This window comes from Streptomyces sp. PTY087I2 (genome assembly GCF_001687325.1).
In the GTDB taxonomy this organism is placed as follows: domain Bacteria; phylum Actinomycetota; class Actinomycetes; order Streptomycetales; family Streptomycetaceae; genus Streptomyces.
Map to the genome: position 1 here is coordinate 1 of NZ_LZRD01000057.1, position 23,083 is coordinate 23,083.

General features: G+C 71.9%; 20 protein-coding genes and 1 pseudogene. 10 read left to right on the forward strand and 11 right to left on the reverse strand.

Annotated features, from left to right (window positions below):
• The first annotated feature begins 164 nt into the window (after nt 1-164).
• On the forward strand, nt 165-1,373 hold the full coding sequence (locus A3Q37_RS34075) for a hypothetical protein (RefSeq protein WP_065490936.1): 1,209 nt from the start codon (nt 165-167) through the stop codon (nt 1,371-1,373).
• A gap of 13 nt (nt 1,374-1,386) precedes the next feature.
• Here A3Q37_RS34075 and A3Q37_RS34080 read toward each other — a convergent pair whose 3' ends face one another.
• Nucleotides 1,387-1,782: a DUF192 domain-containing protein gene (locus A3Q37_RS34080; protein WP_065490900.1), complete on the reverse strand. Its 396-nt coding sequence runs from the start codon at nt 1,780-1,782 to the stop codon at nt 1,387-1,389.
• A 124-nt stretch (nt 1,783-1,906) separates the two neighbouring features.
• On the opposite strand from A3Q37_RS34080, the gene A3Q37_RS34085 reads away from it, so the two are divergent.
• From A3Q37_RS34085 to A3Q37_RS34095, 3 genes are all read left to right on the forward strand, one after another.
• Nucleotides 1,907-2,749, forward strand: coding sequence for an A24 family peptidase (locus A3Q37_RS34085; RefSeq protein ID WP_065490902.1), 843 nt, complete (start codon nt 1,907-1,909; stop codon nt 2,747-2,749).
• 76 nt (nt 2,750-2,825) lie between these two features.
• Nucleotides 2,826-3,659 (forward strand): class I SAM-dependent methyltransferase, encoded by an 834-nt coding sequence (locus A3Q37_RS34090; RefSeq protein WP_065490904.1) that lies wholly within the window; start codon nt 2,826-2,828, stop codon nt 3,657-3,659.
• A gap of 136 nt (nt 3,660-3,795) precedes the next feature.
• Nucleotides 3,796-4,245, forward strand: a complete 450-nt coding sequence (locus A3Q37_RS34095) for a hypothetical protein (RefSeq protein ID WP_065490906.1) — start codon at nt 3,796-3,798, stop codon at nt 4,243-4,245.
• 62 nt (nt 4,246-4,307) lie between these two features.
• On the opposite strand, the pseudogene A3Q37_RS36205 reads toward A3Q37_RS34095, so the two are convergent.
• Together A3Q37_RS36205 and mgrA are read right to left on the reverse strand one after the other, a co-directional pair.
• A pseudogene (locus A3Q37_RS36205) lies at nt 4,308-4,588 on the reverse strand (crosslink repair DNA glycosylase YcaQ family protein); the annotation flags it as partial.
• Nucleotides 4,589-4,994: 406 nt separating this feature from the next.
• A complete protein-coding gene (mgrA, locus tag A3Q37_RS34105; protein ID WP_065490910.1) occupies nt 4,995-6,044 on the reverse strand; it encodes an L-glyceraldehyde 3-phosphate reductase in 1,050 nt (349 codons plus the stop codon).
• Nucleotides 6,045-6,309: 265 nt separating this feature from the next.
• Between mgrA and A3Q37_RS34110 the strand changes: the two genes are divergently transcribed.
• From A3Q37_RS34110 to A3Q37_RS34125, 4 genes are all read left to right on the forward strand, one after another.
• Nucleotides 6,310-7,071: an isoprenyl transferase gene (locus tag A3Q37_RS34110; protein ID WP_065490912.1), complete on the forward strand. Its 762-nt coding sequence runs from the start codon at nt 6,310-6,312 to the stop codon at nt 7,069-7,071.
• Between the two features lie 327 nt (nt 7,072-7,398).
• Entirely contained in the window at nt 7,399-8,721 is a 1,323-nt protein-coding gene (locus A3Q37_RS34115) for a PhoH family protein (protein WP_065490914.1), read from the forward strand.
• Nucleotides 8,722-9,111: 390 nt separating this feature from the next.
• Nucleotides 9,112-9,831, forward strand: coding sequence for a transglycosylase SLT domain-containing protein (locus A3Q37_RS34120; RefSeq protein WP_065490916.1), 720 nt, complete (start codon nt 9,112-9,114; stop codon nt 9,829-9,831).
• Between the two features lie 154 nt (nt 9,832-9,985).
• Nucleotides 9,986-11,374 (forward strand): AI-2E family transporter, encoded by a 1,389-nt coding sequence (locus A3Q37_RS34125; protein ID WP_065490918.1) that lies wholly within the window; start codon nt 9,986-9,988, stop codon nt 11,372-11,374.
• A gap of 92 nt (nt 11,375-11,466) precedes the next feature.
• Here the strand turns inward: A3Q37_RS34125 and A3Q37_RS34130 are convergent, their stop codons facing one another.
• Together A3Q37_RS34130 and A3Q37_RS34135 are read right to left on the reverse strand one after the other, a co-directional pair.
• The gene (locus tag A3Q37_RS34130; RefSeq protein WP_003966620.1) at nt 11,467-12,000 is read right to left on the reverse strand and encodes an alkyl hydroperoxide reductase; all 534 of its coding nucleotides are present in this window, start codon (nt 11,998-12,000) and stop codon (nt 11,467-11,469) included.
• A gap of 12 nt (nt 12,001-12,012) precedes the next feature.
• Complete coding sequence (locus A3Q37_RS34135; protein WP_065490920.1) at nt 12,013-12,567, reverse strand: peroxiredoxin; 555 nt, start codon at nt 12,565-12,567, stop codon at nt 12,013-12,015.
• A gap of 133 nt (nt 12,568-12,700) precedes the next feature.
• Here A3Q37_RS34135 and A3Q37_RS34140 point away from each other — a divergent pair, with 133 nt between their 5' ends.
• Nucleotides 12,701-13,690 (forward strand): hydrogen peroxide-inducible genes activator, encoded by a 990-nt coding sequence (locus tag A3Q37_RS34140; RefSeq protein WP_065490922.1) that lies wholly within the window; start codon nt 12,701-12,703, stop codon nt 13,688-13,690.
• Between the two features lie 84 nt (nt 13,691-13,774).
• Here the strand turns inward: A3Q37_RS34140 and A3Q37_RS34145 are convergent, their stop codons facing one another.
• The 5 genes from A3Q37_RS34145 to A3Q37_RS34165 all read right to left on the reverse strand — a co-directional run bounded on the left by A3Q37_RS34145 (nt 13,775) and on the right by A3Q37_RS34165 (nt 18,749).
• Nucleotides 13,775-16,168 carry an FtsX-like permease family protein gene (locus tag A3Q37_RS34145; RefSeq protein WP_065490924.1) on the reverse strand — a complete coding sequence of 798 codons (2,394 nt, stop codon included), beginning with the start codon at nt 16,166-16,168 and terminating at the stop codon, nt 13,775-13,777.
• Nucleotides 16,165-16,851 (reverse strand): ABC transporter ATP-binding protein, encoded by a 687-nt coding sequence (locus A3Q37_RS34150; protein WP_065490927.1) that lies wholly within the window; start codon nt 16,849-16,851, stop codon nt 16,165-16,167. The genes A3Q37_RS34145 and A3Q37_RS34150 overlap by 4 nt, the downstream gene beginning before the upstream one ends.
• Nucleotides 16,848-17,372 (reverse strand): PadR family transcriptional regulator, encoded by a 525-nt coding sequence (locus A3Q37_RS34155; RefSeq protein ID WP_065490929.1) that lies wholly within the window; start codon nt 17,370-17,372, stop codon nt 16,848-16,850. The genes A3Q37_RS34150 and A3Q37_RS34155 overlap by 4 nt, the downstream gene beginning before the upstream one ends.
• Nucleotides 17,373-17,484: 112 nt before the next feature.
• Entirely contained in the window at nt 17,485-17,781 is a 297-nt protein-coding gene (locus A3Q37_RS34160) for a hypothetical protein (protein ID WP_065490931.1), read from the reverse strand.
• Nucleotides 17,778-18,749, reverse strand: a complete 972-nt coding sequence (locus A3Q37_RS34165; protein WP_065490932.1) for an SPFH domain-containing protein — start codon at nt 18,747-18,749, stop codon at nt 17,778-17,780. Before A3Q37_RS34165 ends, A3Q37_RS34160 begins: the two co-directional genes overlap by 4 nt.
• Before the next feature lie 240 nt (nt 18,750-18,989).
• Between A3Q37_RS34165 and A3Q37_RS34170 the strand changes: the two genes are divergently transcribed.
• The gene (locus A3Q37_RS34170) at nt 18,990-21,218 is read left to right on the forward strand and encodes a transglycosylase domain-containing protein (RefSeq protein WP_065490935.1); all 2,229 of its coding nucleotides are present in this window, start codon (nt 18,990-18,992) and stop codon (nt 21,216-21,218) included.
• Nucleotides 21,219-21,279: 61 nt separating this feature from the next.
• Here the strand turns inward: A3Q37_RS34170 and A3Q37_RS34175 are convergent.
• Nucleotides 21,280-23,083, reverse strand: a 1,804-nt coding sequence (locus tag A3Q37_RS34175; RefSeq protein WP_065490938.1) for an ATP-binding SpoIIE family protein phosphatase, incomplete at its 5' end; no start/stop codon positions are given.

Sequence of the window (23,083 nt, forward strand, 5' to 3'; positions counted from 1 at the left end):
CGCGCCGGCTGGCCGCCGGGACGCCCGGACCCCTGCCGGCCGCTCGGCAGCCCGGCCGCCGGCCCGCACTCCCGCCCGGCCCCCTGCCGGACGCGGCCCGTCCGGTCCCCGACCCCGCTTCCCGTGGCACGGCCCGCCCCCTCACCGACGTCATAATCGGCCGTATGTCCGATCACCAGCTCCGCACCCGGACGCCCTCCGGCCCGGCCCCGGACCCGGCCCCCCGCCCTCCCACCCGGTCCCGGGTCGCCGTCGCGTTCCGGGGCGCCGTGCCCGCGCTCGCGGTCTACGCGGGAGCCCGGGCCCTGGGGCTCCTGGCCTTCTGGGCGGCCGCATCCGCCGCCGGGAAGGACCCCCTGGGGCCGCTCAGCGGACGCTGGGATTCCGTCTGGTACCAGCGCATCGCCGAGCACGGCTACCGCTACACCGTCACCCTCCCGGACGGCTCCGTCCACTCCGATCTGGCGTTCTTCCCACTCCTCCCGGCCCTGGAACGCGCCGTCTCCGCCGTGACTCCGCTCACCCCCGGCGGCGCCGGGCTCCTGGTCGCCTGGACCGCCGGGCTGCTCGCCGCCTGGGGCATCTTCGCCGTCGGTGCCCACCTGCGCGGACGGCGTACGGGCGTGGTGCTGGCCGCGCTGTGGGGCGTCTGCCCGACGGCGTTCGTCCAGTCGATGGCGTACACCGAGACCCTGTTCACCGCGCTCGCCGCCTGGGCGCTGTACGCCGTCCTCAAGGGCCGCTGGATCGTCGCGGGCGCGCTGTGCGTCCTCGCGGGGCTCACCCGGCCCTCGGCGGCCGCCCTCATCGCGGCCCTGGCGATCACCGCCGCCGTCACCCTCGTACGGGAGTACCGCGCCGAACGCCGCGCCGGCCCGGTGCTCCGCCGCCACGCCCGGATGATCGCGGGCGTCGCGCTCGCACCGCTGGGCTGGCTGGCGTACGTGGTGTTCGTGGCCGTACGCGAAGGCAGCCCGGTCGCCTACTTCGACGTCCAGGCGCAGTGGGGCAACGACATCGACGGCGGCCGCGCGCTCGCCGCCTTCATCGCCGGGCTCCCGTGGCCCGCCGCCCTCGGCCTGTGCGCGGCGCTGGGGCTGCTGGGGTGGCTGGTCGTCCTGTGCGTACGGCAGCGGCAGCCGCTCCCCGTGCTCGTGTACGCGATCACGATCGTCGTCATCTCGCTGATCGGCGCCGGATACTTCGGCTCCCGGCCACGGCTGATGATGCCCGCCTTCCCGCTGCTGCTCCCGCCCGCCGTCGCCCTGCTGCGGCTGCGCACCACGGGCCGCACGGCCGCCGTGCTCACCGCCCTCGCCTGCGCGTCCGCGGCCTACGGAGCCTGGACCCTGCTGGGCGCGGGCCCGCCGTAAGCTCCTGGAGGGTTTACGGCGCGGTGGCCGACGCCGCCTTCAGCTCCAGCCGTACGCCCGGCCGCACCCCCCACCGTTCCATCGCCCCGGCCTCCGCCTCTACCACGTGCCGGGCCCGCAGCCGGGGGAGCCCGAGGCGGCCGGGCTTCATCGTGGTGACCGCCAGGACCCTGAACTTCCGGTCCAGGTACGCCACATCGATGGGGAACCGCATCCGGAAGGTGTGCACACTCCCGCACGGGGTGAGCATCATCGCCCCCTCGATCCCGTCCCGCCCGAGCAGCCCCTTGGTACGGGCCCGGTACGAGGCGGCTATCCGCAGCGGTACCTCCCGGGCCCTTGCCCCGGGCTCGGCCTCGGACTTCGTATCGACCGTCAGCGTCCCGTCGCCATCGCGCCATGTCCTCATGGGCACCGACCGTAGCCCCCGCCGGACGCGCCCGGACCCGGAACGGCGACGCTTGGGTCCTGGCCGGACGCCTTGGGCCCCCGGACCCAAGCCCCCTGCTCCCGGACCCCGTTAGGGTCGCCCCGTGGACGCCGTGCTGCTCGCCCTCGCCGCGGTCTGGGGTGCCGCCACCGGACTGCTGATCCCGCGTGCCGCCTACCGGTTCGCCGTCGAGCCCGAGGAACCCTGGCGTACGGCGTGCCCCGCCGGCCACCCGCTCACCGGCCCGGCGCGCGGCTGGCTCGGCCCGGCCAGATGCGGACCGTGCGCCGACGCGGGAGCGCAAGTCCGGGGAGCCTCGGTCACGGAGCCGCCTGCCCCGGAACCGCAGGTTTCGCCCGGCCCGGAAGCCCCCGAATCGCCGACCCAGCCCCCCGCGACCCCCACCTACGCCCCCACCACCCTCGCCCCCCTCGTCACCGTCCTCGCCTGTGTCGCGCTCGCCGCCGCCACCGGGGCCCGGCCCGAGCTCGTCGGGTGGCTCGCGCTCGCCCCTGTCGCCGTGCTCCTCGCCGTCGTCGACCGGCGGGTCCACCGGCTGCCCGACCCGCTGACCCTGCCGCTGGCGGCCGCCGCCGTCCTGCTCCTCGGCGGGGCCGCGCTGCTCCCCGGACACGCCGGGTCCTGGACCTCCGGGCTGCTGGGCGGCCTGGTCCTCGGCGGCTTCTACCTCCTGCTCTTCCTGATCAACCCGAACGGCATGGGCTTCGGCGATGTGAAGCTCGCCCTCGCCCTGGGCGTGGCCCTCGGCTGGTACGGCTGGACCGTGCTGTTCCTGGGCGGGTTCGCCGGGTTCCTGTTCGGGGCGGCGTACGGACTCGCCCTCGTGCTGCTGCGCCGGGCGGGGCGCAGGACCGGCATCCCGTTCGGCCCGTTCATGATCGCCGGGGCGCTGACCGGAGTGCTGCTGGGGGCGCTGGCCGGGTGAGCCGGGGCGCGCCCCCGCCGGGCGGCCCGGGCGGAATCCGTTCGCGTGCTCCGGGGCGGCCTGACACGATTCCCCCATGTCCGACCCATCCGCCTCCGCCCCGACGCCCGCCGACCGTCCCTCCGGCCCCGACTTCGACTCCGCGGCCTCCCGTGACCGGTTCGAGGCCCTCGTGGCCGAGGCCGACGCCGTGTCCGTGGACGGGTGGGACTTCTCCTGGCTCGACGGCCGCGCCACCGAGGAACGCCCCTCCTGGGGGTACGCCCGCGCCATGGCCGACCGGCTCGCCCGGGCCCACGCCGCGCTCGACCTCCAGACCGGGGGCGGCGAGGTGCTGGCCTCCGCGCCGAAGCTGCCGCCAGTCACCGTGGCCACGGAGGCCTGGCCGCCCAACATCGCCCGCGCCACCGCCCTGCTGCACCCGCTCGGGGCGGTCGTCGTCGCCGACGAGGACGAGCCGCCGCTGCCCTTCGGGGACGCCGCCTTCGACCTCGTGGTGAGCCGCCATCCGGTCACCACGTGGTGGGAGGAGATCGCGCGCGTGCTCGCTCCCGGCGGTACGTACTTCTCCCAGCAGGTCGGACCGGCCAGCGTCTTCGAACTCGTGGAGTACTTCCTCGGCCCGCAGCCGCCCGAGGTCCGTCGCGGCCGGCACCCCGAGGACGCGCGGGCCGCCGCGACGGCGGCCGGTCTGGAGGTGGTGGACCTGCGCTCGGAGAGCCTGCGCACCGAGTTCCGCGACATCGGCGCGGTGGTCTACTTCCTGCGCAAGGTGATCTGGATGGTGCCCGGCTTCACCGTCGAGCAGTACCGTCCCCAACTGGCCGCGCTGCACCGGAAGATCGAGACGGAGGGACCGTTCCGCGCCCGCACCGCCCGCTTCCTGATCGAAGCCCGCAAGCCGTCGTGACGTTGGCCGGATCCCGTACCACAGGTCAACCCGCTTACCCCGTACGTCAGTTCAGCCGTGCCCCGGAGGCAACGGGATCGTGCGGGCCACCGTCCTACTTTTCGAGGGCACGCACAGTGAAGGAGGGGGAGCGGGCATGACCGTGGAGAGGGAAGACTGCGCGGGGCCCGCCGGGCGCGCGCGGCCCGGCAACGCCGACTGGCTCACGGGGGCCAGGATCACCGCCGTCCTCGGCGTCTACTACCGGCCCGAGGGCCGGGCGGGCGAGCCGGAAGCCGTCGAGTTCGTCCTCGCGGAGGACCAGTCCGTCCTGCTGACCTGCGCCTCCGACCGGACGCTGCACGTCACTCCGGGCGCCTGGCCCCGGTTACCCGACTGGTGCGTCCCGGCCGGCCAGTGGCACCACGCGCCGCCCGCGCTCCTGCCGCCGGTGCCGTACGGGGGAGCGTGGACGGTCGTCGGCACCCAGGAGGTCAGGGACGACGGCGGCGAGGTGCTCCAGGCCGTCATCCGGTGCGAGGAAGGGGACTTCGTGGTCGTCGCCGGAGACGCGATCGCGATCCGCTTCGACCCACGCCGCCTCTGACGGCGTACCCGCCCAACCCTGCGTACGTACACGCGTACGCACCCCCCCGGGCCCTACGCGTGTGGTCCCACCGTCACCCTGGTCCGGCGGCCCGAGCGGCGCTGGTGCCAGACGCCCGCCACCACGCCGTCCACCAGCAGCACCGGGAAGTTCCCCGCCTGCCCGCCCGCCAGAGCCCGCTCGTACGCCGCCCCCGGGAACAGCCGCTCGCGGCGCCCGGCAGCGGGGTGCACCCGGGGTTCGTGTACGTCGCCTTCCGGCCCCGGTTCGGGGCGTAGGCGAGGGCGCCCCGGTGACCCGCCAGATGCAGGACCTGCCACCAGCGCGGCCACATCGCCTGGAACAGGTCACGGGCGCGGGTGCGGATGCAGTCGCGGGGGAGCGTGTCGTCATGCCCCGGACCTAGAGGCGCATGAGGTCAACCTCTGTCCTCTTCCCCCGGCCCCGGCGGCGTCAAGGCGGTGGCGCCCGGCGACCCCTCGATACGGAGGTCGATAACGGCCGCGAACGGGCTTTGGAGGGGGCCCGAAGACGGGGCGGGCCCTGCTCGGAGCGGAGTCCGGCATATTCGGAGAGTAATTATGGAGTGGCGTGGCACGCGTCGGCACTTACGAAGGGTTATGGTGGAAACCCCCCCTCGGGCCGGTCCGTATCCCCCCCCACGGACCGGCCCGTTTTTTGTGGGCCGGCGCCCGGGCCCGAGGACCGGGCCCGAAGCCCCTCTGGGGCGAAGCCCCGTTGAGTCCGCGTCAGCCGCGGCCGGCCCAGATGTTGGTGCCCGCCGTGTCCACGGCGAAGGTGTCGATCTCGTTCAGCTCCTCGGCGGTGAGCGCCGGACCCGCGAGCGCCGCCACGTTCTCCTCCAGCTGCTTCACGCTCGACGCGCCGATCAGCGCCGACGTCATCCGGCTGTCGCGCAGCACCCACGCGATGGCGAGCTGGGCGAGCGACTGGCCGCGGCCCCGGGCGATGTCGTCGAGGCCGTTGAGCCGGCGGACCACCTCGTCGGAGAGCAGGCCCGGGTCGAGGGACTTGCCCTGGGTGGCACGCGAGCCCTCCGGGATGCCCTTCAGATACTTGTTCGTGAGCAGCCCCTGGGCGAGCGGTACGAAGGAGATGCAGCCCATTCCGGCCGCCTCCAGGGTGTCGAGCAGCCCGTCGTCCTCGATCCAGCGGTTGATCATGGAGTAGGACGGCTGGTGGATCAGGGCCGGGACGCCCATCTCCTTGAGCAGCCCGGCCGCCTCGGCGGTCTGCTCCGCGTTGTACGAGGAGACGCCCACGTACAGCGCCTTGCCCTGCTGGACGGCGGACGCCAGGGCGCCCATCGTCTCCTCCAGCGGGGTGTGCGGGTCGAAGCGGTGCGAGTAGAAGATGTCGACGTAGTCCACTCCCATCCGCTTCAGGGAGGCGTCGAGCGAGGACAGCAGGTACTTCCTGGAGCCCCACTCGCCGTACGGGCCGGGGTGCATCAGATAACCGGCCTTGGTCGAAATGACCAGCTCGTCCCGGTACGGGGCGAAATCCTGAGCGAAGAGCTTGCCGAAGTTCAGCTCGGCCGAGCCGGGCGGCGGCCCGTAGTTGTTGGCCAGGTCGAAGTGGGTCACCCCGAGGTCGAAGGCGCGGCGCAGGATCGCCCGCTGGGAGTCCAGTGTCCGGTCGTCGCCGAAGTTGTGCCACAGGCCCAGCGAGAGGGCGGGCAGCTTGAGGCCGCTGCGCCCGGACCGGCGGTATTCCATGGAGTCGTAGCGCGAGGGGGCGGCACGGTAGTACAGGTCGGGGGAGAGGTAATCAGTCACGTTTCTCTCCTTATCACGGAGTTGTGACAGACCGGGTTGGGCCCCCGTGACCCGCTCGCAGTAATGTGGCGGCTTCGGGGAACGCCGATGTGCGGCGCGGCGAAGACCCGCGTGGCCCGTGCCGGTGGTAAAGGCGCGGACCGCCCAGGGATCGTGCGAGCGGCGCGGGTCGTGCGGCGGTCCCCCGCGGGGGACGTCCCCTGCTGTACCCCCGGCGACGGGGAGGGCGGGCCCCGGCCCGTACGGAACCGAGAGGGTGAACGCAGTGAACTTCCGCGACCTGGTGTACAGGCTCTACGCGCGCCGGGTGGAAGGCCGCCTGGACCACGACCAGGTGCCGAAGCACATCGGGGTCATCCTCGACGGCAACCGGCGGTGGGCCAAGGCGTCGGGCGGATCGGCCGTGCAGGGCCACCAGGCCGGCGCGGACAAGATCTCCGAGCTGCTCGGCTGGTGCGACGAGACCGATGTCGAGGTCGTCACCCTCTGGATGCTGTCCACGGACAACTTCGACCGGCCCGAGCACGAGCTGAAGCCGCTGCTCGGCATCATCGAGAACACCGTGCGCAACCTCGCCGCGGACGGGCGCTGGCGCGTCCACCACGTCGGCACGCTCGACCTGCTCCCGCCGGAGACGCAGACGGTCCTCAAGGAGGCCGAGGAGGCGACGTCCCACATCGACGGGATAATCGTCAATGTGGCCGTGGGCTACGGCGGCCGTCAGGAGATCGCGGACGCGGTGCGCTCGCTGCTCCTGGAGCACGCCGAGAAGGGCACCAGCTTCGAGGACCTGGCCGAGGTCGTCTCGACCGACCTGATCTCCGAGCACCTCTACACCCGGGGCCAGCCCGATCCCGACCTGGTGATCCGGACGAGCGGCGAGCAGCGGCTCTCGGGCTTCATGCTCTGGCAGAGCGCCCATTCGGAGTACTACTTCTGCGAGGTTTTCTGGCCGGCCTTCCGCAAGGTCGACTTCCTGCGGGCCCTGCGCGACTACGCCGCCCGCCACCGGCGCTACGGGGCCTGAGCCGCAAGGGCGTCACCGCGCGTCCACCGGGACTTCTCCACACCGTGTCATATGCAGCGGCATGGCTTCGGGCCGATAAGGGAATACCCCTGACAGGTCGACATCCGGTCATCAACCAGGCGGATGTCGTCACCAAGTGAGCGGAATCCGGTCCGCTCGCCCGGGAGGCCCTTTGCACACGAAGGACCGTACACAGCGTGCGGCCGACGCGGTGGCCGTGGTCCGGCCCGCGCACGAGGGCCCGATCCCGGTCCGTCCTCTCCCTTCGGGAAGCTCCGCGACCGTCCGTCGCTCTCCCCGACCTCGTCCGAGGGGGTACGTCCTTCCGTGGTGAACAGCAGCAAGCGCCGCATGCCCGACCGGCGCACATACGTTCTCGACACCAGCGTCCTGCTGGCCGACCCCGGTGCCATGGCCCGCTTCGACGAGCACGAAGTCGTGCTGCCGATCGTGGTGGTCACGGAGCTGGAGGCCAAACGGCACCATCCCGAGCTCGGCTACTTCGCCCGCCAGGCCCTGCGCCTGCTGGACGACTTCCGGGTCCGGTACGGCCGGCTGGACGCCCCGATCCCGCTCGGGGACCTGGGCGGGTCGCTCCGTGTCGAACTCAACCACTCCGATCCCGGCGTCCTGCCCGCCGGCTACCGGTTGGGGGACAACGACTCACGGATCCTCGCGGTCGCACGCAACCTCCAGGCCGAGGGGTACGACGTCACCGTCGTCTCCAAGGACCTGCCGCTCCGTATCAAGGCGTCCTCCGTCGGCCTCCTCGCCGAGGAGTACCGCGCCGAGCTCGCCATCACGGACTCCGGCTGGACCGGTATGAGCGAGCTGTCCCTCGCCGGGGAACAGATCGACCTGCTGTTCAGTGAGGAGACGCTGTACGTCCCCGAGGCCGCCGAGCTGCCCGTCCACACCGGCCTGGTCCTCCAGTCCGAGCGCGGCAAGGCGCTCGGCCGGGTGACGGCCGAGGGCAACGTCCGGCTCGTGCGGGGCGACCGGGAGGCGTTCGGCATCCACGGGCGCAGCGCCGAGCAGCGGATCGCGCTCGACCTCCTCCTCGACAGCGACGTCGGCATCGTGTCGCTCGGCGGCCGCGCGGGCACCGGCAAGTCGGCGCTGGCCCTCTGCGCGGGCCTGGAGGCGGTGCTGGAGCGGCAGCAGCACAAGAAGGTGATGGTGTTCCGCCCGCTGTACGCGGTGGGCGGGCAGGAGCTCGGCTATCTCCCCGGCAGCGAGGCCGAGAAGATGAGCCCCTGGGCGCAGGCGGTCTTCGACACGCTCTCGGCGGTCGCCGGGCGCGAGGTCATCGAGGAGGTGCTGGGACGCGGGATGCTGGAGGTCCTGCCGCTCACCCACATCCGCGGCCGCTCGCTGCACGACGCGTTCGTGATCGTCGACGAGGCCCAGTCGCTCGAACGGAACGTCCTGCTGACCGTGTTGTCCCGGATCGGGGCGAATTCGCGTGTTGTGCTCACCCACGACGTGGCCCAGCGGGACAACCTCCGGGTCGGCCGGTACGACGGAGTCGTCGCCGTCGTCGAGAAGCTGAAGGGTCATCCGCTCTTCGCGCATGTGACGCTCACGCGTTCGGAGCGTTCGCAGATCGCCGCACTGGTGACCGAAATGCTGGAGGAAGGACACATCTGACCTGCATGTCCTTGTTCGTGCCGCCCGGCGAGCCAAAGAGCTTAGCTGGGCGGCATCGTGTTGCGCCGTCATTTCCGTAAAACCGATGGCCCAAACAGGGTGTGACCTTTCCCACTCAGCACAGAATTGCCCCGTGGCATCCCCGTCCGGCAGAGTCTTGCTTCCGTCAGGCCCCGCATACGGCACTTGGGCACCTCCAGAGGCGCCACGCACCACACAACTCAACACGAGACGCCCGTATGCCGCCCGCGAGCACCACGCGGCAGCCTCCTCGCGGGGGTTGCCCATCGGGCCCGTGCCTCCCGTGACCCACGCAGTAGGGAGGCCAGCGTCAGGGGCACGAACGCGCCCGCGAGGTCACCTAAGCGGGCGATGCTGGAAGGACACCATGTGAGCCGGATCTCGGTCCGGGGGTTCGCCGTGGCATCCGCCACCGCGGTCACCACCGTAGGCGCCGTCGTAGGCGTTGCTGCGGGCGGCACACCTGCCGCCGACGACAACAACTTCGAGGCGGCCGCAGCCGACACCACGCTGCTCGCAGACATCCCCGCGGGCCAGCAGGCCCAGGTCCAGACCGCTTCGCTGACGCAGCAGGCCGACGCCCAGGCGTCCGCGGCCGACGCCGCCGCGAAGAAGTCGGCCGAGGAATCGGCCCGCATCCAGGCCGCCAAGGACGCCAAGTCCAAGAAGCAGGCGGCCGAGGACCGGGTCGAGGCCGAGCGCAAGGCCGCGGCGGAGAAGAAGGAAAAGGAAGAGGCCGAGCGCGCCAGCCGTTCTTCCGTCCGTGACGCCTCCTCGTTCGCCGCCCAGGGCTCGTACACCGTGGCCCAGGTCCAGGCGATGGCCCGTCAGATGGTCCCCGCCGACCAGTTCCAGTGCTTCAGCAACATCGTGAACCACGAGTCGACCTGGAACTACCGCGCGACCAACCCGTCCTCCGGGGCGTACGGTCTGATGCAGGCGCTCCCGGGCCACAAGATGGCCTCCGCCGGCGCCGACTGGCAGACCAACCCGGCCACCCAGATCAAGTGGGGCCTCAGCTACATGGACAGCCGTTACGGCTCCCCCTGTGGCGCCTGGTCCTTCTGGCAGGCCAACAACTGGTATTAGAGGGAGCGGGCGAAACTCAACCGTTCGCCCTCTCAACCTCGCGAGGCCCCTCACCGTCCAGACGGTGGGGGGCCTCGCGCGTGTACGGTCGCATCCCGGCGAGCGCCCGGCTCCGAGGGCGCTGGGCGGCGAAGATGGGGGAAGGAAAGCAGGCATGTCGAAACTACCGGGCTGGCTGGGCCGCTTCGGGTCCGAACTGACGGAGCTGGGCGCGCGGCTGGACGAACGACGGGCGCGCGCCGCCGCCGACGACGAACCCGTCGTGGTGCGCGGGACCCCCGCCGTCCTGGAGGGCGGCGAGCCCGGGCAGGTGCCCGCGCCGCCCAGTTACGCGCCCTCGGTCGCCGCCAAGCCGGACCCGGTGGCGGCGATCCCGTGGGGGATGCGGGTCGCCGCGGAGGCCGGCTGGCGCCTTCTCGTCCTCGCGGGGACGCTCTGGGTGCTGATGCGGGTGATCAGCGCGGTCCAGCTCGTGGTGCTGGCCTTCGCCGCCGCCCTGCTCGTCACCGCGATGCTCCAGCCGACCGTGGTCCGGCTCAAGCGGTTCGGGCTGCCGCACGGGCTCGCCACCGCCGTGACCGCCGTCCTCGGGTTCGTCATCATCGGCCTGGTCGGCTGGTTCGTGGTGTGGCAGGTGATGGAGAACCTCGACACGCTCTCCGACCGGGTCCGGGACGGCATCGACGAGTTGAAGCGCTGGGCGCTCGACAGCCCCTTCCACGTCACCGAGTCGCAGATCAACGACATCGCCAAGAACCTCAGCGACACCATCGGCACCAACACCGAGGAGATCACCTCCGCCGGGCTCCAGGGCGTCACCGTGATGGTGGAGTTCCTCACTGGGCTGCTGCTGGCGATGTTCTCCACGCTGTTCCTGCTCTACGACGGCCGGCGCATCTGGGAGTGGACGCTCAAGCTGGTGCCCGCCGCCGCCCGCCCCGGGGTCGCCGGCGCCGGACCGCGCGCCTGGCGCACCCTGACCGCGTATGTGCGCGGCACGGTGCTCGTCGCCCTCATCGACGCCATCTTCATCGGCTTCGGCCTTTACGTCCTCAACGTGCCGCTCGCGGTGCCGCTGGCCGTCTTCATCTTCCTGTTCGCCTTCATCCCGCTCGTCGGCGCCGTGGTCTCCGGGGCGCTCGCGGTGGTCGTCGCGCTGGTCACCGAAGGCGTGTGGACCGCGCTGTGGGCGCTGGTCGTGGTCCTGGCGGTGCAGCAGATCGAGGGCCACATCCTCCAGCCGTTCATTCTCGGCCGCGCGGTGCGGGTGCACCCGCTCGCGGTGGTCCTCGCGGTGGCGACGGGCGGGCTCGTCGCGGGCATCGGCGGCGCGGTGGTCGCCGTACCGCTGGTCGCCGTGATCAACACCGTGGTCGGCTACCTCCGCTCGTACGGGGAGCCCGGCGAACGCGGCGGACAGCACGGGGCCACCGCCCTGTCGATGAGCCCTGCGCACGCCGGGCCCGCGCCGGCGCCACCCGGCCCGGGCCCGCAGGACGCACCGGCCGAACGCCTGCGGGAGAACCGGCCGCCGCAGGAGTAGCGGAACGGCACGGAACGCGAAGAAGAGCCCCGGGACGGTCGGCCGTCCCGGGGCTCTTCCCGTACAGGTGTGTCAGGGGTGGTGCGGTGTCACTACTCGGCGAGTACGGCCTCGGCGTCGAGGGTCACACCGACGGCCTGGATCACCGAGGCGACCTTGACGGCCTCCTGGATGGTCTCGCGGTCCACGCCGGCCTTGCGGAGCACCTGCTCGTGCGAGTCCAGGCACTGGCCGCAGCCGTTGATCGCGGAGACGGCGAGCGACCACAGCTCGAAGTCGACCTTCTCCACGCCCGGGTTGCCGATGACGTTCATCCGCAGGCCCGCGCGGAGCGTGCCGTACTCCGGGTCCGACAGCAGGTGCCGGGTCCGGTAGAAGACGTTGTTCATCGCCATGATGGCGGCCGCCGACTTCGCCGCGGTGTACGCCTCGGCGGAGAGGTTGGCCTTCGCCTCGGGCTCCAGCTCGCGCAGCACCTTCGGCGAACGCGAGGCGATCGCGCAGGCCAGCACGGTGCCCCACAGCTGCTGCTGCGGGAGGTCGCTGTTGCCGATGACCGAACCGAGGTTCAGCTTCAGGTCCTTGGCGAAGTCCGGTATGGCGGACTTCAGTTCGTCGAGAGCCATGTCGGTATCAGCTCACTCGCCCGAGAGGAGCGCGACCGGGTCGAGGGTGTTCTCGCCCTTGGTCCAGTTGCACGGGCACAGCTCGTCGGTCTGGAGGGCGTCGAGGACCCGCAGGACCTCCTTGGGGTTACGGCCCACGGAACCGGCGGTCACCATCGTGAACTGGATCTCGTTGTTCTGGTCGACGATGAAGACGGCGCGCTGGGCGAAGCCGTCCTCGCCCTCGATGCCGAGGTCACGCATGAGCTCGTGCTTCGAGTCGGCCAGCATCGGGAAGGGCAGGTCGGTCAGGTCCGGGTGGTCCTTGCGCCAGGCGTGGTGCACGAACTCGGAGTCACCGGAGAAGCCGAGGATCTGGGCGTCGCGGTCGGCGAACTCCTCGTTCAGCTTGCCGAAGGCGGCGATCTCCGTCGGGCACACGAAGGTGAAGTCCTTCGGCCACGCGAAGACGATCTTCCACTTGCCCTCGTAGGTCTTGTGGTTGATCTGCTCGAACTCCTTGCCGCTTTCCAGCGAGACACAAGCAGGCAGGTCGAACTCGGGGAACTTGTCACCGACAGTGAGCACGCGCTCTCCTTGCAACGTCTGGAATTCCCTTTTTGAGGGCCTTCCTGAGGGTTGGACGGCTCCCACCTTGGCACAGAGTGCATTGATCACAGAAATAGCTACACTCGGTCCGGATGATCGGAGGTGCCTATCAGTGGTCCAGGTAAATCAGGGCGTACGCCCCAAGCAGTCCGGTAAGTCGCCCGTCAAGCAGCCCAGCCTGTCCCAGCTGCGGGCCTTCACGGCCGTGGCGGAACATCTGCACTTCCGGGACGCGGCGGCAGCAATCGGGATGAGTCAGCCGGCACTCTCCGGAGCGGTGTCCGCCCTGGAGGAGGCACTGGGTGTCCAGCTCATCGAGCGTACGACGCGCAAGGTGCTGCTCTCGCCCGCGGGGGAGCGGCTCGCGGTGCGGGCCGGGGTGGTGCTGGAGGCCGTCGCCGCGCTGATGGAGGAGGCGGAGGCGGTCCGCGCCCCGTTCACCGGAGTCCTCCGGCTCGGCGTGATCCCGACCGTCGCCCCGTATCTCCTGCCCACCGTGCTCCGCCTCGTCCACGAGCGCTACCCCGATCTCGACCTCCAGGTCCATGAGGAACAGACCTCCTCGCTGCTCGAAGGGCTCGCCGCCGGGCGTCTCGACCTGCTGCTGCTCGCGGTGCCGCTCGGGGTGCCGGGCGTCACCGAGATCCCGCTCTTCGACGAGGACTTCGTGCTGGTCATGGAGCAGGACCACTGGCTCGGTGGCCGCGCCGACATCCCCCGGGACGCGCTGCGCGAGCTGCCGCTGCTGCTCCTGGACGAGGGGCACTGCCTGCGCGACCAGGCCCTGGACATCTGCCGCGAGGCCGGCCGCACCCAGGGCGCCCCGGTCACCACGACCGCCGCCGGGCTCTCCACCCTGGTCCAGCTGGTCGCGGGCGGGCTCGGCGTGACGCTGCTGCCGCGCACCGCGGTCACGGTGGAGACCGGCCGCAACGACGCCCTGGCCACCGGGTACTTCGCGGACCCGGCGCCCACCCGGCGGGTCGCGCTGGCGATGCGGACCGGGTCGGCGCGCGGCGGCGAGTTCGAGGAGTTCGCGGCCGCGCTGCGGGAGGCGATGAAGCCGTTGCCGGTGCGGATGGTCGACGCCCCTCCCGTATGAACGCACACGGGTGCGGCGGCCGGTGAACGCACACGGGTGCGGCCGGACGTCCGCCCGGCCGCACCCGTGTGATCACCGCTCCCGCTACTCCGTCCGCAGCCCGTCCGGCCGCATCAGCCGCCACAGCGAGGGCATCGACGCCGCCGTCACCAGCAGGATCAGCCCCGCGCCGACCCCCGTCAGCGGCAGGAACAGCCACCAGTCGGAGACGGACTTCGCGATCATCCAGGCCAGCACGGCGCCCAGCCCCAGCCCGCCCGCGACCGCGACCACCAGGCCGAGGAAGACCGGGACGGCGGTCTGCCACAGCACCGACCAGCCCATCGTCGTACGCCGGGTGCCGAAGGCGACCAGCACCGACAGCAGTCGCTTGCGCTCGCGCAACTGCTCCACCTGGGAGACCAGCATCGAGGCCGCGATCAGCAGCAGCACCACACTCGCCCCGACCTTGAGCCCGGTCTGGATGCTGTCGTACTGGCGGTCGCGCTCCACCGAGTCCAGGGTGATGAAGCGCATCCCGGGATCGATGCGGGCCGCCGTGTTCCGTACGTACTCGGCGACGTCCGGCACGCTCCGGTCGACCCGGATCTGGGCGGTGATCTGCGCGCCGGGCAGCGTACTCGCGTCGACCGCGCCGGTGGTGGCCATGATCCCGTAGTGCACGTCGCCCATCGGGTCCTTGCGGCCCTGCACGGTCGGGGAGCCGGCGGGCAGCGTCCACCGCAGCGGCTTGCCCTCCCCGGTGCCGACCTCGACGACCTTGCCCTTGCGGGCCGTGCGGTCGATCCAGGCGGACATGTCCTTGTCGCCCGGCGGGTGGACGACGAAGGTGTCCCCGTCCGCGCAGGAGGTGATCCGGGCCAGCTCGCGCAGGGTTTCGCAGGTGCCGACGGTCAGCGAGGTGGTGGGCGGGATGTCGTCGTCCGCGTAGACGCCGGGCTTGGACGCGTACGCCTCCACCGAGCCGATCACCACCTCCACGCCCTTGGTGGCGCGGAACTGTTCGATGGCGGAGGTGGCCGCCTCGCCGGTGACATCATCCGAGTACGCGGCGAACTGGGCCCGTGCGGGGTCCTGGCCGGTCACCTGGTTGAAGTCGGCGTTCATCGCCGCGAACAGCATCTGGAGGGCGATCGCCCCCGCCACCGCGACCGTGACCCCGCTGACCGCGCGGGACGCGGCCTCGCTGCTCAGCTGGAGCCTGCGCACGGCCAGTTGCCAGGGCACCGGACCGCCGCGCAGCCGCTTCACACACGCCTCGACCAGCCAGGGCAGCAGCAGGGCGAGACCGACCAGCACCAGCACGGCCCCGGCCGCGATCGGGAACGGCTTCACGGGCTCGTACGCGTACTCGTCGACCCGGCCGGTGATCCCGAGCACCGCCAGACCCGCGGCGGGCACGAGCAGCCGCCACCAGAGCCGACGGCCCCGGTTCTTCCCCCGGCGTACGACACCGAGCGGCTCGATCGCCACCGAGCGCATCGCGACCAGCGTGACGAGGACGGCGGTCAGCGGCACCGCGACCGTGATCAGCAGGCCGAGCAGCGGATCGGGCACCACGTCGGCCGGGAACGCGCTGACGTCCCAGACCTCCACCGAGCCGATGAACTCCCGCCCCACCAGGAAGAAGGCCAGCCCGATCAGCAGCCCGAGAACCGCCCCGAACAGTGCCTCTCCGGCGGCGACGCGCCGGGTCGTCCGGATGTCCGCGCCGACCAGGCGCAGTGCCGCGAGCCTGCGGTCGCGGCGGTCGCCGCCGAAGCGCACGGCGGTGGCGATGAAGATCGCCACCGGCACCAGCAGCACCACACAGACCATGACGGTCAGCACGACCAGCAGCGGCGGGAGCGGGTCGGCCGGGCGGTCGGTCCCGTATCCGGAGATCCGGCCGGCGCCCGCCGCGGGCGTCAGGGTGTCGCTGCCCGCGTAGTAGAACAGCTCGTTGGGGGAGCGCAGTCCGGCGTCACCGATCGTGCCGGTGATGTCGTACGGCAGCCGCTCGCGCAGCAGCTCGTTGCCGGGGGCTTCGAGCAGTTCCTTCAGTGCGGGGGAGACCACCATCTCGTCCGGCCCGGGGAAGCGGGCGACCCCCGGAGGGCGGACGGGCGCGGAACCGTCGGCGCGCAGCAGCCGGCCGATGACGGTCCGGTCGCGGTACTCCGTGCTCGTGTCGAGCCGCAGCACCGAGGTGTCCGACTTCGCCGAGTCCTTGGCGGAGACCTCCACCTCGCTGCGGGCCTGGTCGCGGGCGGAACGCGCGTCCAGCATGTACGGCACGGAGGAGGCGAGCAGCAGCAGCGCCACCCCGAGGCCGACGCCGACGGCGGTCAGCAGCGTACGGATCCAGCCCTCGCGGCCGCCGGCGGCGGCGAACCGGACGCCGAGGCCGAGGTCGCGGAGGGTCGCCGCGCCCCGCGAGGGCGGCTTCGGGCTCTCCGGTGCGGCAGGCGGGGCCGGACGGGAATCGAGCAGCGTCATGCGGCGTGCTCCAGATCCCGGGCCCGCCCGTCGCGCACGGTGACGTCACGGTCGGAGTAGGCGGCGACCCGGGCCTCGTGGGTCACCAGGACCACGGCGACGTTGGCGGACCGGGCGGCCTCGGTGAGCAGCTCCATCACCCGCTCGCCGTTGAGGGAGTCCAGCGCCCCGGTCGGCTCGTCGGCGAAGATCACCTTCGGCGACCCGGCCAGCGCGCGGGCCACGGCGACCCGCTGGCCCTGCCCGCCGGAGACCTCGCCGGGACGCTTGGAGCCGAGGTCGTCGACCTCCAGGCGCTCCATCCACTCCAGCGCGGTCCGCTCGGCGGCCTTGCGTCGCACACCGTTGAGCCGCAGCGGCAGGGCGACGTTCTCCACGCAGGTCAGCTCGGGGACGAGCTGGCCGAACTGGAAGACGAAGCCGAAGTCGCTGCGCCGCAGGGCGCTGCGCTCCGCGTCCGACATCGCGGACAGCTCGCGGCCCGCGTAGGTGATGGTGCCGGAGTCGGGCGTGATGATCCCGGCCAGGCAGTGCAGCAGGGTCGACTTGCCGGAACCGGAGGGGCCCATCACGGCGACGACCTCGCCGGGGTGCACGGAGAACGACGCGCCGTCCAGGGCGGGCGTCGAGCCGTAGGTCTTGCGCAGATCGTGCGCGGCGAGCAGGGAGCCTTCGGGAATCACGCGGCAACCACCTTGGCGAGCTGGTCGAGACGGGCGGCGGTCAGTTCCAGCCAGCGCAGATCGGCTTCGAGGTGGAACAGGGCGTGGTCGCAGATCAGCTGGTCGGCGAGGTCGCCCTTGCGCTTGCGGTCGGTGAGGACGCGCATCATCCGCAGATGCGCCGAGCGCTGGGTGTCCAGCAGGTCGGCCGCGCTGCGGCCGGTCAGCAGTGCGAGGACGACCTTGGTGTAGAGCGTCGACTGGAGGTAGGGCTCCGGCTTCTCGGGCTGGGCCAGCCACTGCGAGACATCGGTGATCCCGGCGTCGGTGATGGCGTACCGCTTGCGCTCGGGGCCTCCCTCGCTCTCGACGCCGTCGACCTCGACGAGTCCGTTCTTCAGGAGCCGGGACATCGTCGAGTAGACCTGGCCGTAGTGCAGCGGGCGGTCCTGGCCGAACTTCTCGTCGAAGGTCCGCTTCAGGTCGTAGCCGTGCCGTGGGCCGGACTCCAGGAGCCCGAGGAGGGTGTGACCGATAGACATGAGGAGCACTCTACACGGTGTGTATACCCCTGATGTATACGCGTCCGAAAAGCGACCCCGGACCGGAAATCGGACCGGGGTCGCTCTGTCGGTACGCGCCGGGGGCGCGGTGCTACGGGGTGTCCCGGCTGCCTGTCCCGGGCGGAGGCTCCGGCGTCTCCGGGACCTCCGGCGGCTGTTTGGGCGGCCGCCCCCGGCGGGGGATCGGCCGTGCCGCCCCGGGCAGCCGGCCCGCCTCCGCGAGCGCCCGCCGCAGCAGGAACTCGATCTGCGCGTTGGCGCTGCGCAGTTCGTCGGAGGCCCAGCGGGCGAGTGCGTCGTGCACCGCGGGGTCCAGCCGCAGCAGCATCTGCTTGCGCTGCTGCGACCGGGACGCCGGCGTCCGCCGGGGAGGCGTCTGGTCGGTCACTGGTAGAGGGTGCCCGTGTTGAGGACCGGCTGGGCGCTGCGGTCGCCGCACAGCACCACCATCAGATTGCTGACCATGGCGGCCTTCCGCTCGGAGTCCAGCTCCACGATGTCCTGCTCGGCGATCCGGGTCAGGGCCATCTCGACCATGCCCACCGCGCCCTCGACGATCTGCTGGCGGGCCGCGACGACCGCGCCCGCCTGCTGGCGCTGGAGCATGGCGGAGGCGATCTCGGGGGCGTACGCGAGGTGGCTGAAGCGCGACTCGATGATGCGGACGCCCGCGGCCTTCACCCGGGCGGTCAGCTCGACGGCCAGCTTCTCGGTGATCTCCTCCGCGTTGCCGCGCAGCGAGAGGCCGTCCTCCTCGTGGGCGTCGTACGGGTACTCGATGGCGATGTGCCGGACGGCCGACTCGGTCTGGGTGGCGACGAACTCCAGGAAGTCGTCGACCTCGAAGAGCGCCTGGGCGGTGTCCTCGACCTTCCAGACGACGATCGCGGCCAGCTCGATCGGGTTGCCGTAGGCGTCGTTGACCTTGAGGACGGCGGTCTCGTGGTTCCGGACGCGGGTGGAGATCTTGCGGCTGGAGGTCAGCGGGTTGACCCAGCGCAGCCCGTCGGCGCGGATGGTGCCGACGTACCGGCCGAAGAGCTGGATCACCCGGGCCTCGCCCGGAGCGACCATCTTCACACCGCTCATGCAGAAGAACGAAGTGATCACCAGGAGCACGCCGAGGATGAGGAGCGGGACGCCGACCGCGTTGTTGCCGTTCGCCCCGGTCACCCCGCCGAAGATGGCGAGACCGACCCCGGCGAACACCCCGAGCACGGTCAGGAGCAGCCCGAGGCCGCCCGGGATGGAGTGTGCGACGACCTCCCTGACCTGCGGCGCGGGCATGTCGGGAGCGTCGATGGAGAGATCCGTCGCCGGGGTCTGCGGGCGGCGGTCGTCGTGCTGTTCGGTCATGGGATCCCCCGTTCGGCGCGGTATCGCACCGCGCTAGCAATGTGATTACACATTATCGGTTCTCGCAACCTTGTCCACCCTTGGGGAGTCGGTTCCTAAGGGAACGGGTGCTGATTCTCACGTCCGTAAAAGGCCGGATCGCTTGTCTTTTGTCCCTGTCGTCGGTGTTAGCTGGCAGGTCTGAGCGAACCGAGGAAACCGAGCGAACCGGCCGAGCAGAGAAGCGGGAGCAACACACCAATGGGTCGAGCGGATGCGCGACGAGCCCAGGCGCGGGAGTCGCGCCGGGCCGCGAAGAGCGGCGGCATACGCAGACTCTTCACGTGGAAGAAGCTGCTGGGCACGTTCTTCGGGATTGTCCTGCTGGGCATGGGCGCCTTCGGCGCGCTCTACCTGTACGTCGACATCCCCGCCGCCAACGTCATGGCGGAGCGGCAGAGCAACGTCTACAAGTACAGCGACGGCACGGTCCTCGCCCGGACCGGCAAGGGCGTCAACCGGCAGATCGTCGACCTGGACGAGGTGCCCGAGAAGGTCCAGCACGCCTTCGTCGCTGCCGAGAACAAGACCTTCTACAAGGACCAGGGCGTCGACCTGAAGGGCACCACCCGCGGTGTGCTCAACACGCTCAGCGGCAAGGGCAAGCAGGGTGGCTCGACCATCACCCAGCAGTACGTGAAGAATTACTACCTGACGCAGGACCCCACGGTCAGCCGCAAGCTCCAGGAGCTGGTGATCTCGCTCAAGATCGACCAGCAGATGTCCAAGGAGGAGATCCTCGCCGGGTACATCAACACCGCGTACTACGGACGCGGCGCCAGCGGGATCCAGGCCGCCGCCCAGGCCTACTACGGCGTCGACGCCAAGGACCTGAACGTCTCCCAGGGCGCCTACCTCGCCTCCCTCCTCCAGGCCCCCAGCCAGTACGACTGGGCGACCGCCAGCGACACCGGCAAGAGGCTGGTCAAGGAGCGCTGGGCCTACACCCTGCGCAACATGGTCGAGATGGGCTGGCTGACCGAGTCCGAGAAGGCGAAGCTGAAGTTCGCCCACCCGCAGAAGCCGAAGCCGGCCGCGGGCATGGAGGGCCAGACCGGCTATCTCGTCGAGGCGGCCAACGAGGAGCTGGAGAAGCAGGGCGTCACCGAGGAGGACCGCGAGGCCGGCGGCTGGACCTTCACCCTCACCGTCGACAAGAAGCGCCAGCAGGCGCTGGAGAAGGCGGTCGACGACCAGCTGGAGTCCCAGCTCGACCGCAAGGGCAGCAAGGTCGACGCGGGCGTCCAGGCGGGCGCCACCTCCGTCGACCCGAAGACCGGCAAGGTCGTCGCGCTGTACGGCGGCGAGGACTACATCAAGCACTACATCAGCAACGCCACCCGCCAGGACTACCAGCCCGCCTCCACCTTCAAGCCGCTGGTGCTCGCCGCCGCCCTGGAGAACGAGTCGAAGACCCAGGACGGTCGTCTGATCGGGCTCAACACCATCTACGACGGCACGAGCAAGCGCCCCGTCGTCGGCAGCGACACCCCGTTCAACCCGCAGAACGAGGACGACCGCAGCTACGGGCCGATCTCCGTCCAGCGGGCCATGAACAGCTCGGTCAACTCCGTGTTCGCGCAGATGATCGTCGACGTGACGCCCGCCGCCGCGAAGGAGACGGCGCTCGACCTCGGCGTACCGGACAAGAACTTCCCCGAACGCCCCGCGGTCTCGCTCGGCACGATGAACGCCTCGACCTGGGACATGGCCGGCGCGTACGCCACGCTCGACAACCACGGCCAGAAGGTCACCCCGCACATCCTCCAGTCCGCCGAGCACCGCGACCGTACGGTCAACCCCGAGAAGCCCAAGCGGGAGCAGGCCATCAGCCGCGCCTCCGCCGACACCGTGACCAAGGCGCTCACCGGGGTCGTCGACGCCGGGTCCGGCAGCGCGGCCAACACCCCCGCCTACGACGCTGCGGGCAAGACCGGCACCTCCGAGGACAACAAGTCCGCCTGGTTCGCCGGGTACACCCCGGAACTGACCACGGTCGTGGCCCTCTTCGGCGAGGGCGACGGCGGCCGCAAGCAGGTCTCCCTGACCGGTACGGCCAACTCCGGCCGCGCCAACGGCGGCGGCTTCCCGGCCCGGATCTGGGCCGACTACACGCTCGGCGCCCTCGGCGGCGGGTCGGGCAAGACGTTCGACCTCCAGGACGTGGAGCGCGGCGAGGTGCCCGCCCCGCCGACCCCGTCGGAGACGCCCTCCGAGGAGCCCACCGAGTCCGAGGAGCCGACCCCGTCGGACACGCCCTCGGAGACGCCGAGCCAGACGCCCAGCGAGACCCCGACGACGCCCGCGCCGCCGACGGACAGCCCGACCACCACCCCGCCCACCAAGACCCCGGAGATTCCGCCGCTGCCCGGGGACGAGGACGGCCAGCCGGGCGAGCGGCCCGGCGCCAACGGAGTGGCCCCGCAGTGACGGACATGAGGGAGGGGCGGGCCGACGGCCCGCCCCTCCCTCATGTCCTGGAAGCCGCCCGCTACTGGCCCCGCGCCGCCGCCATCTCGAACCAGACCACCTTGCCGGTCGAGAGCCGCGTCGCTCCCCACCGCCGGGCCAGCCGGTTGACCAGGAACAGCCCGCGCCCGCCCTCGTCCGTCTCGCGCGCCCGGCGCTGCCGGGGCAGCTGCGGGGAGTCGTCCCCGACCTCGCAGCGCAGCACGTCCGTCCGCAGCAGCCGCAGCGTCACCGGCCGCTCCGCATAGCGCACCGCGTTGGTGACGACCTCGCTGACCAGCAGCTCCACCTCGTCGGCCAGCTCGTCCAGACCCCAGCGGCTCAGCGCCCGCCGGGCCAGCCTCCGGGCCCGGCCCGGAGCCGCGTCCTCCGGCTCCAGATACCAGTACGCCACATCGCTCGGCGCGATCCCGTCGAAGCGGGCGGCCAGCAGCGCGATGTCGTCGTCCCGGTCGCCCGGGCCGAGCATGTCCAGCACGTCGTCGCAGAGCGCCTCCAGCGGCGGCGAGTGGTCGTCCCCGGTGAGCTGCGCGGTCGCCGCCAGGCGCTCCCGCAGCTGCTCGATGCCCGTCCACACGTCCCGCAGCCGCGACTCCACCAGACCGTCGGTGTACAGCAGGAGCGTCGCCCCGGCGGGCGCGTCCAGCTCCACGGCCTCGAAGTCGACGCCGCCCACCCCGATCGGGGCGCCCGGCGGCACCCGCAGGACCTCGGCCCGCCCGCCCAGATGCAGCAGCACGGGCGGCGGGTGCCCGGCGTTGGCGATGGTGATCCGGTGCGCGACCGGGTCGTACACCGCGTACAGGCAGGTCGCCATCCGGTCGCTGCCGAGCCGCTGCGCCTGCTCGTCCAGGTGGTGCAGCACCTCCTGCGGCGGCAGATCGAGCTGCGCCAGGGTCTGCGCCGTCGTCCGGAGCTGGCCCATGATCGCCGCCGAGGTCATGGAATGGCCCATCACATCGCCGACGACCAGCGCGACCCGGCTGCCGGGCAGCGGGATCGCGTCGTACCAGTCGCCGCCGACCCGGGCGGTCTCGGCCGCCGGGAGATAGCGCGAGGCGAGCCGGACGCCGGTGGGCTGGGGGAGCGAGTCGGGCAGCATCGTGCGCTGCAACTCGTCGGCGATGTAGGCCTCGCGCCCGTACAGCACGGCCTTGTCGATGCCGAGCGCGGTGTGCGTCGCCAGCTGCGCCGCGACCAGCAGATCGCTGGCCTCGAACGGGGTGCGCTCGGTGCCGCGCACGAAGACCGCCGCCCCGATGACCCGCCGGCGGCCGCGCAGCGGGGCCAGGATCGCCCGGTGCCCGGTGGGGACGGACCGGCCGGGGCCGAGCAGCTCCGGCAGCGCGGCCCGCGCCGCGGCGGAGTCGCCGAAGACCGGCCGCACCCCGCGCAGCACCTCGGCCAGCGCCCCGCCCGCCCGCACCTCGCACAGCTCCGCGGCGGGCATCAGGTCGGCCTGCGGGTCCAGGATCAGCGGCCGCAGCCGCTCCGTCTCGGAACCGGCCGCCTCCGCGCCCTCCTCGTCGCTGACGCGCAGCCGGTCGCTGCGCCGCAGCCGCAGCACGAACGGGCTCACCGGCCGCTCGTCGCCCACCGGCAGCGGATCGCGGAGGTAGACCAGGATCGCGTCGGAGAACGTCGGCACACTGGCCCGGCACAGCCCGAGGACGATCTCGTCCAGGTCTATGCCCCGGGCGATCCGCCGGGTCGCAGCGCCGACGAACCGCAGCCGGTCGCCCTCGCGGCGGGTGGCCGCCTGCGCGTCGGCGACGGCGGCCGCTCCGGGACCCGGGTTCGGCGCGGCGGCCGGAGCCGGCACCGCG

Bases quoted from the DNA above. Each gene is read 5' to 3' on its own strand.
- A3Q37_RS34075 (WP_065490936.1), top strand. From the start codon at position 165: ATGTCCGATCACCAGCTCCGCACCCGGACGCCCTCCGGCCCGGCCCCG.
- A3Q37_RS34080 (WP_065490900.1), bottom strand. From the start codon at position 1,782: ATGAGGACATGGCGCGATGGCGACGGGACGCTGACGGTCGATACGAAG.
- A3Q37_RS34090 (WP_065490904.1), top strand. From the start codon at position 2,826: ATGTCCGACCCATCCGCCTCCGCCCCGACGCCCGCCGACCGTCCCTCC.
- A3Q37_RS34095 (WP_065490906.1), top strand. From the start codon at position 3,796: ATGACCGTGGAGAGGGAAGACTGCGCGGGGCCCGCCGGGCGCGCGCGG.
- A3Q37_RS34125 (WP_065490918.1), top strand. From the start codon at position 9,986: ATGTCGAAACTACCGGGCTGGCTGGGCCGCTTCGGGTCCGAACTGACG.
- A3Q37_RS34130 (WP_003966620.1), bottom strand. From the start codon at position 12,000: ATGGCTCTCGACGAACTGAAGTCCGCCATACCGGACTTCGCCAAGGAC.
- A3Q37_RS34145 (WP_065490924.1), bottom strand. From the start codon at position 16,168: ATGACGCTGCTCGATTCCCGTCCGGCCCCGCCTGCCGCACCGGAGAGC.
- A3Q37_RS34155 (WP_065490929.1), bottom strand. From the start codon at position 17,372: ATGTCTATCGGTCACACCCTCCTCGGGCTCCTGGAGTCCGGCCCACGG.
- A3Q37_RS34165 (WP_065490932.1), bottom strand. From the start codon at position 18,749: ATGACCGAACAGCACGACGACCGCCGCCCGCAGACCCCGGCGACGGAT.
- A3Q37_RS34170 (WP_065490935.1), top strand. From the start codon at position 18,990: ATGGGTCGAGCGGATGCGCGACGAGCCCAGGCGCGGGAGTCGCGCCGG.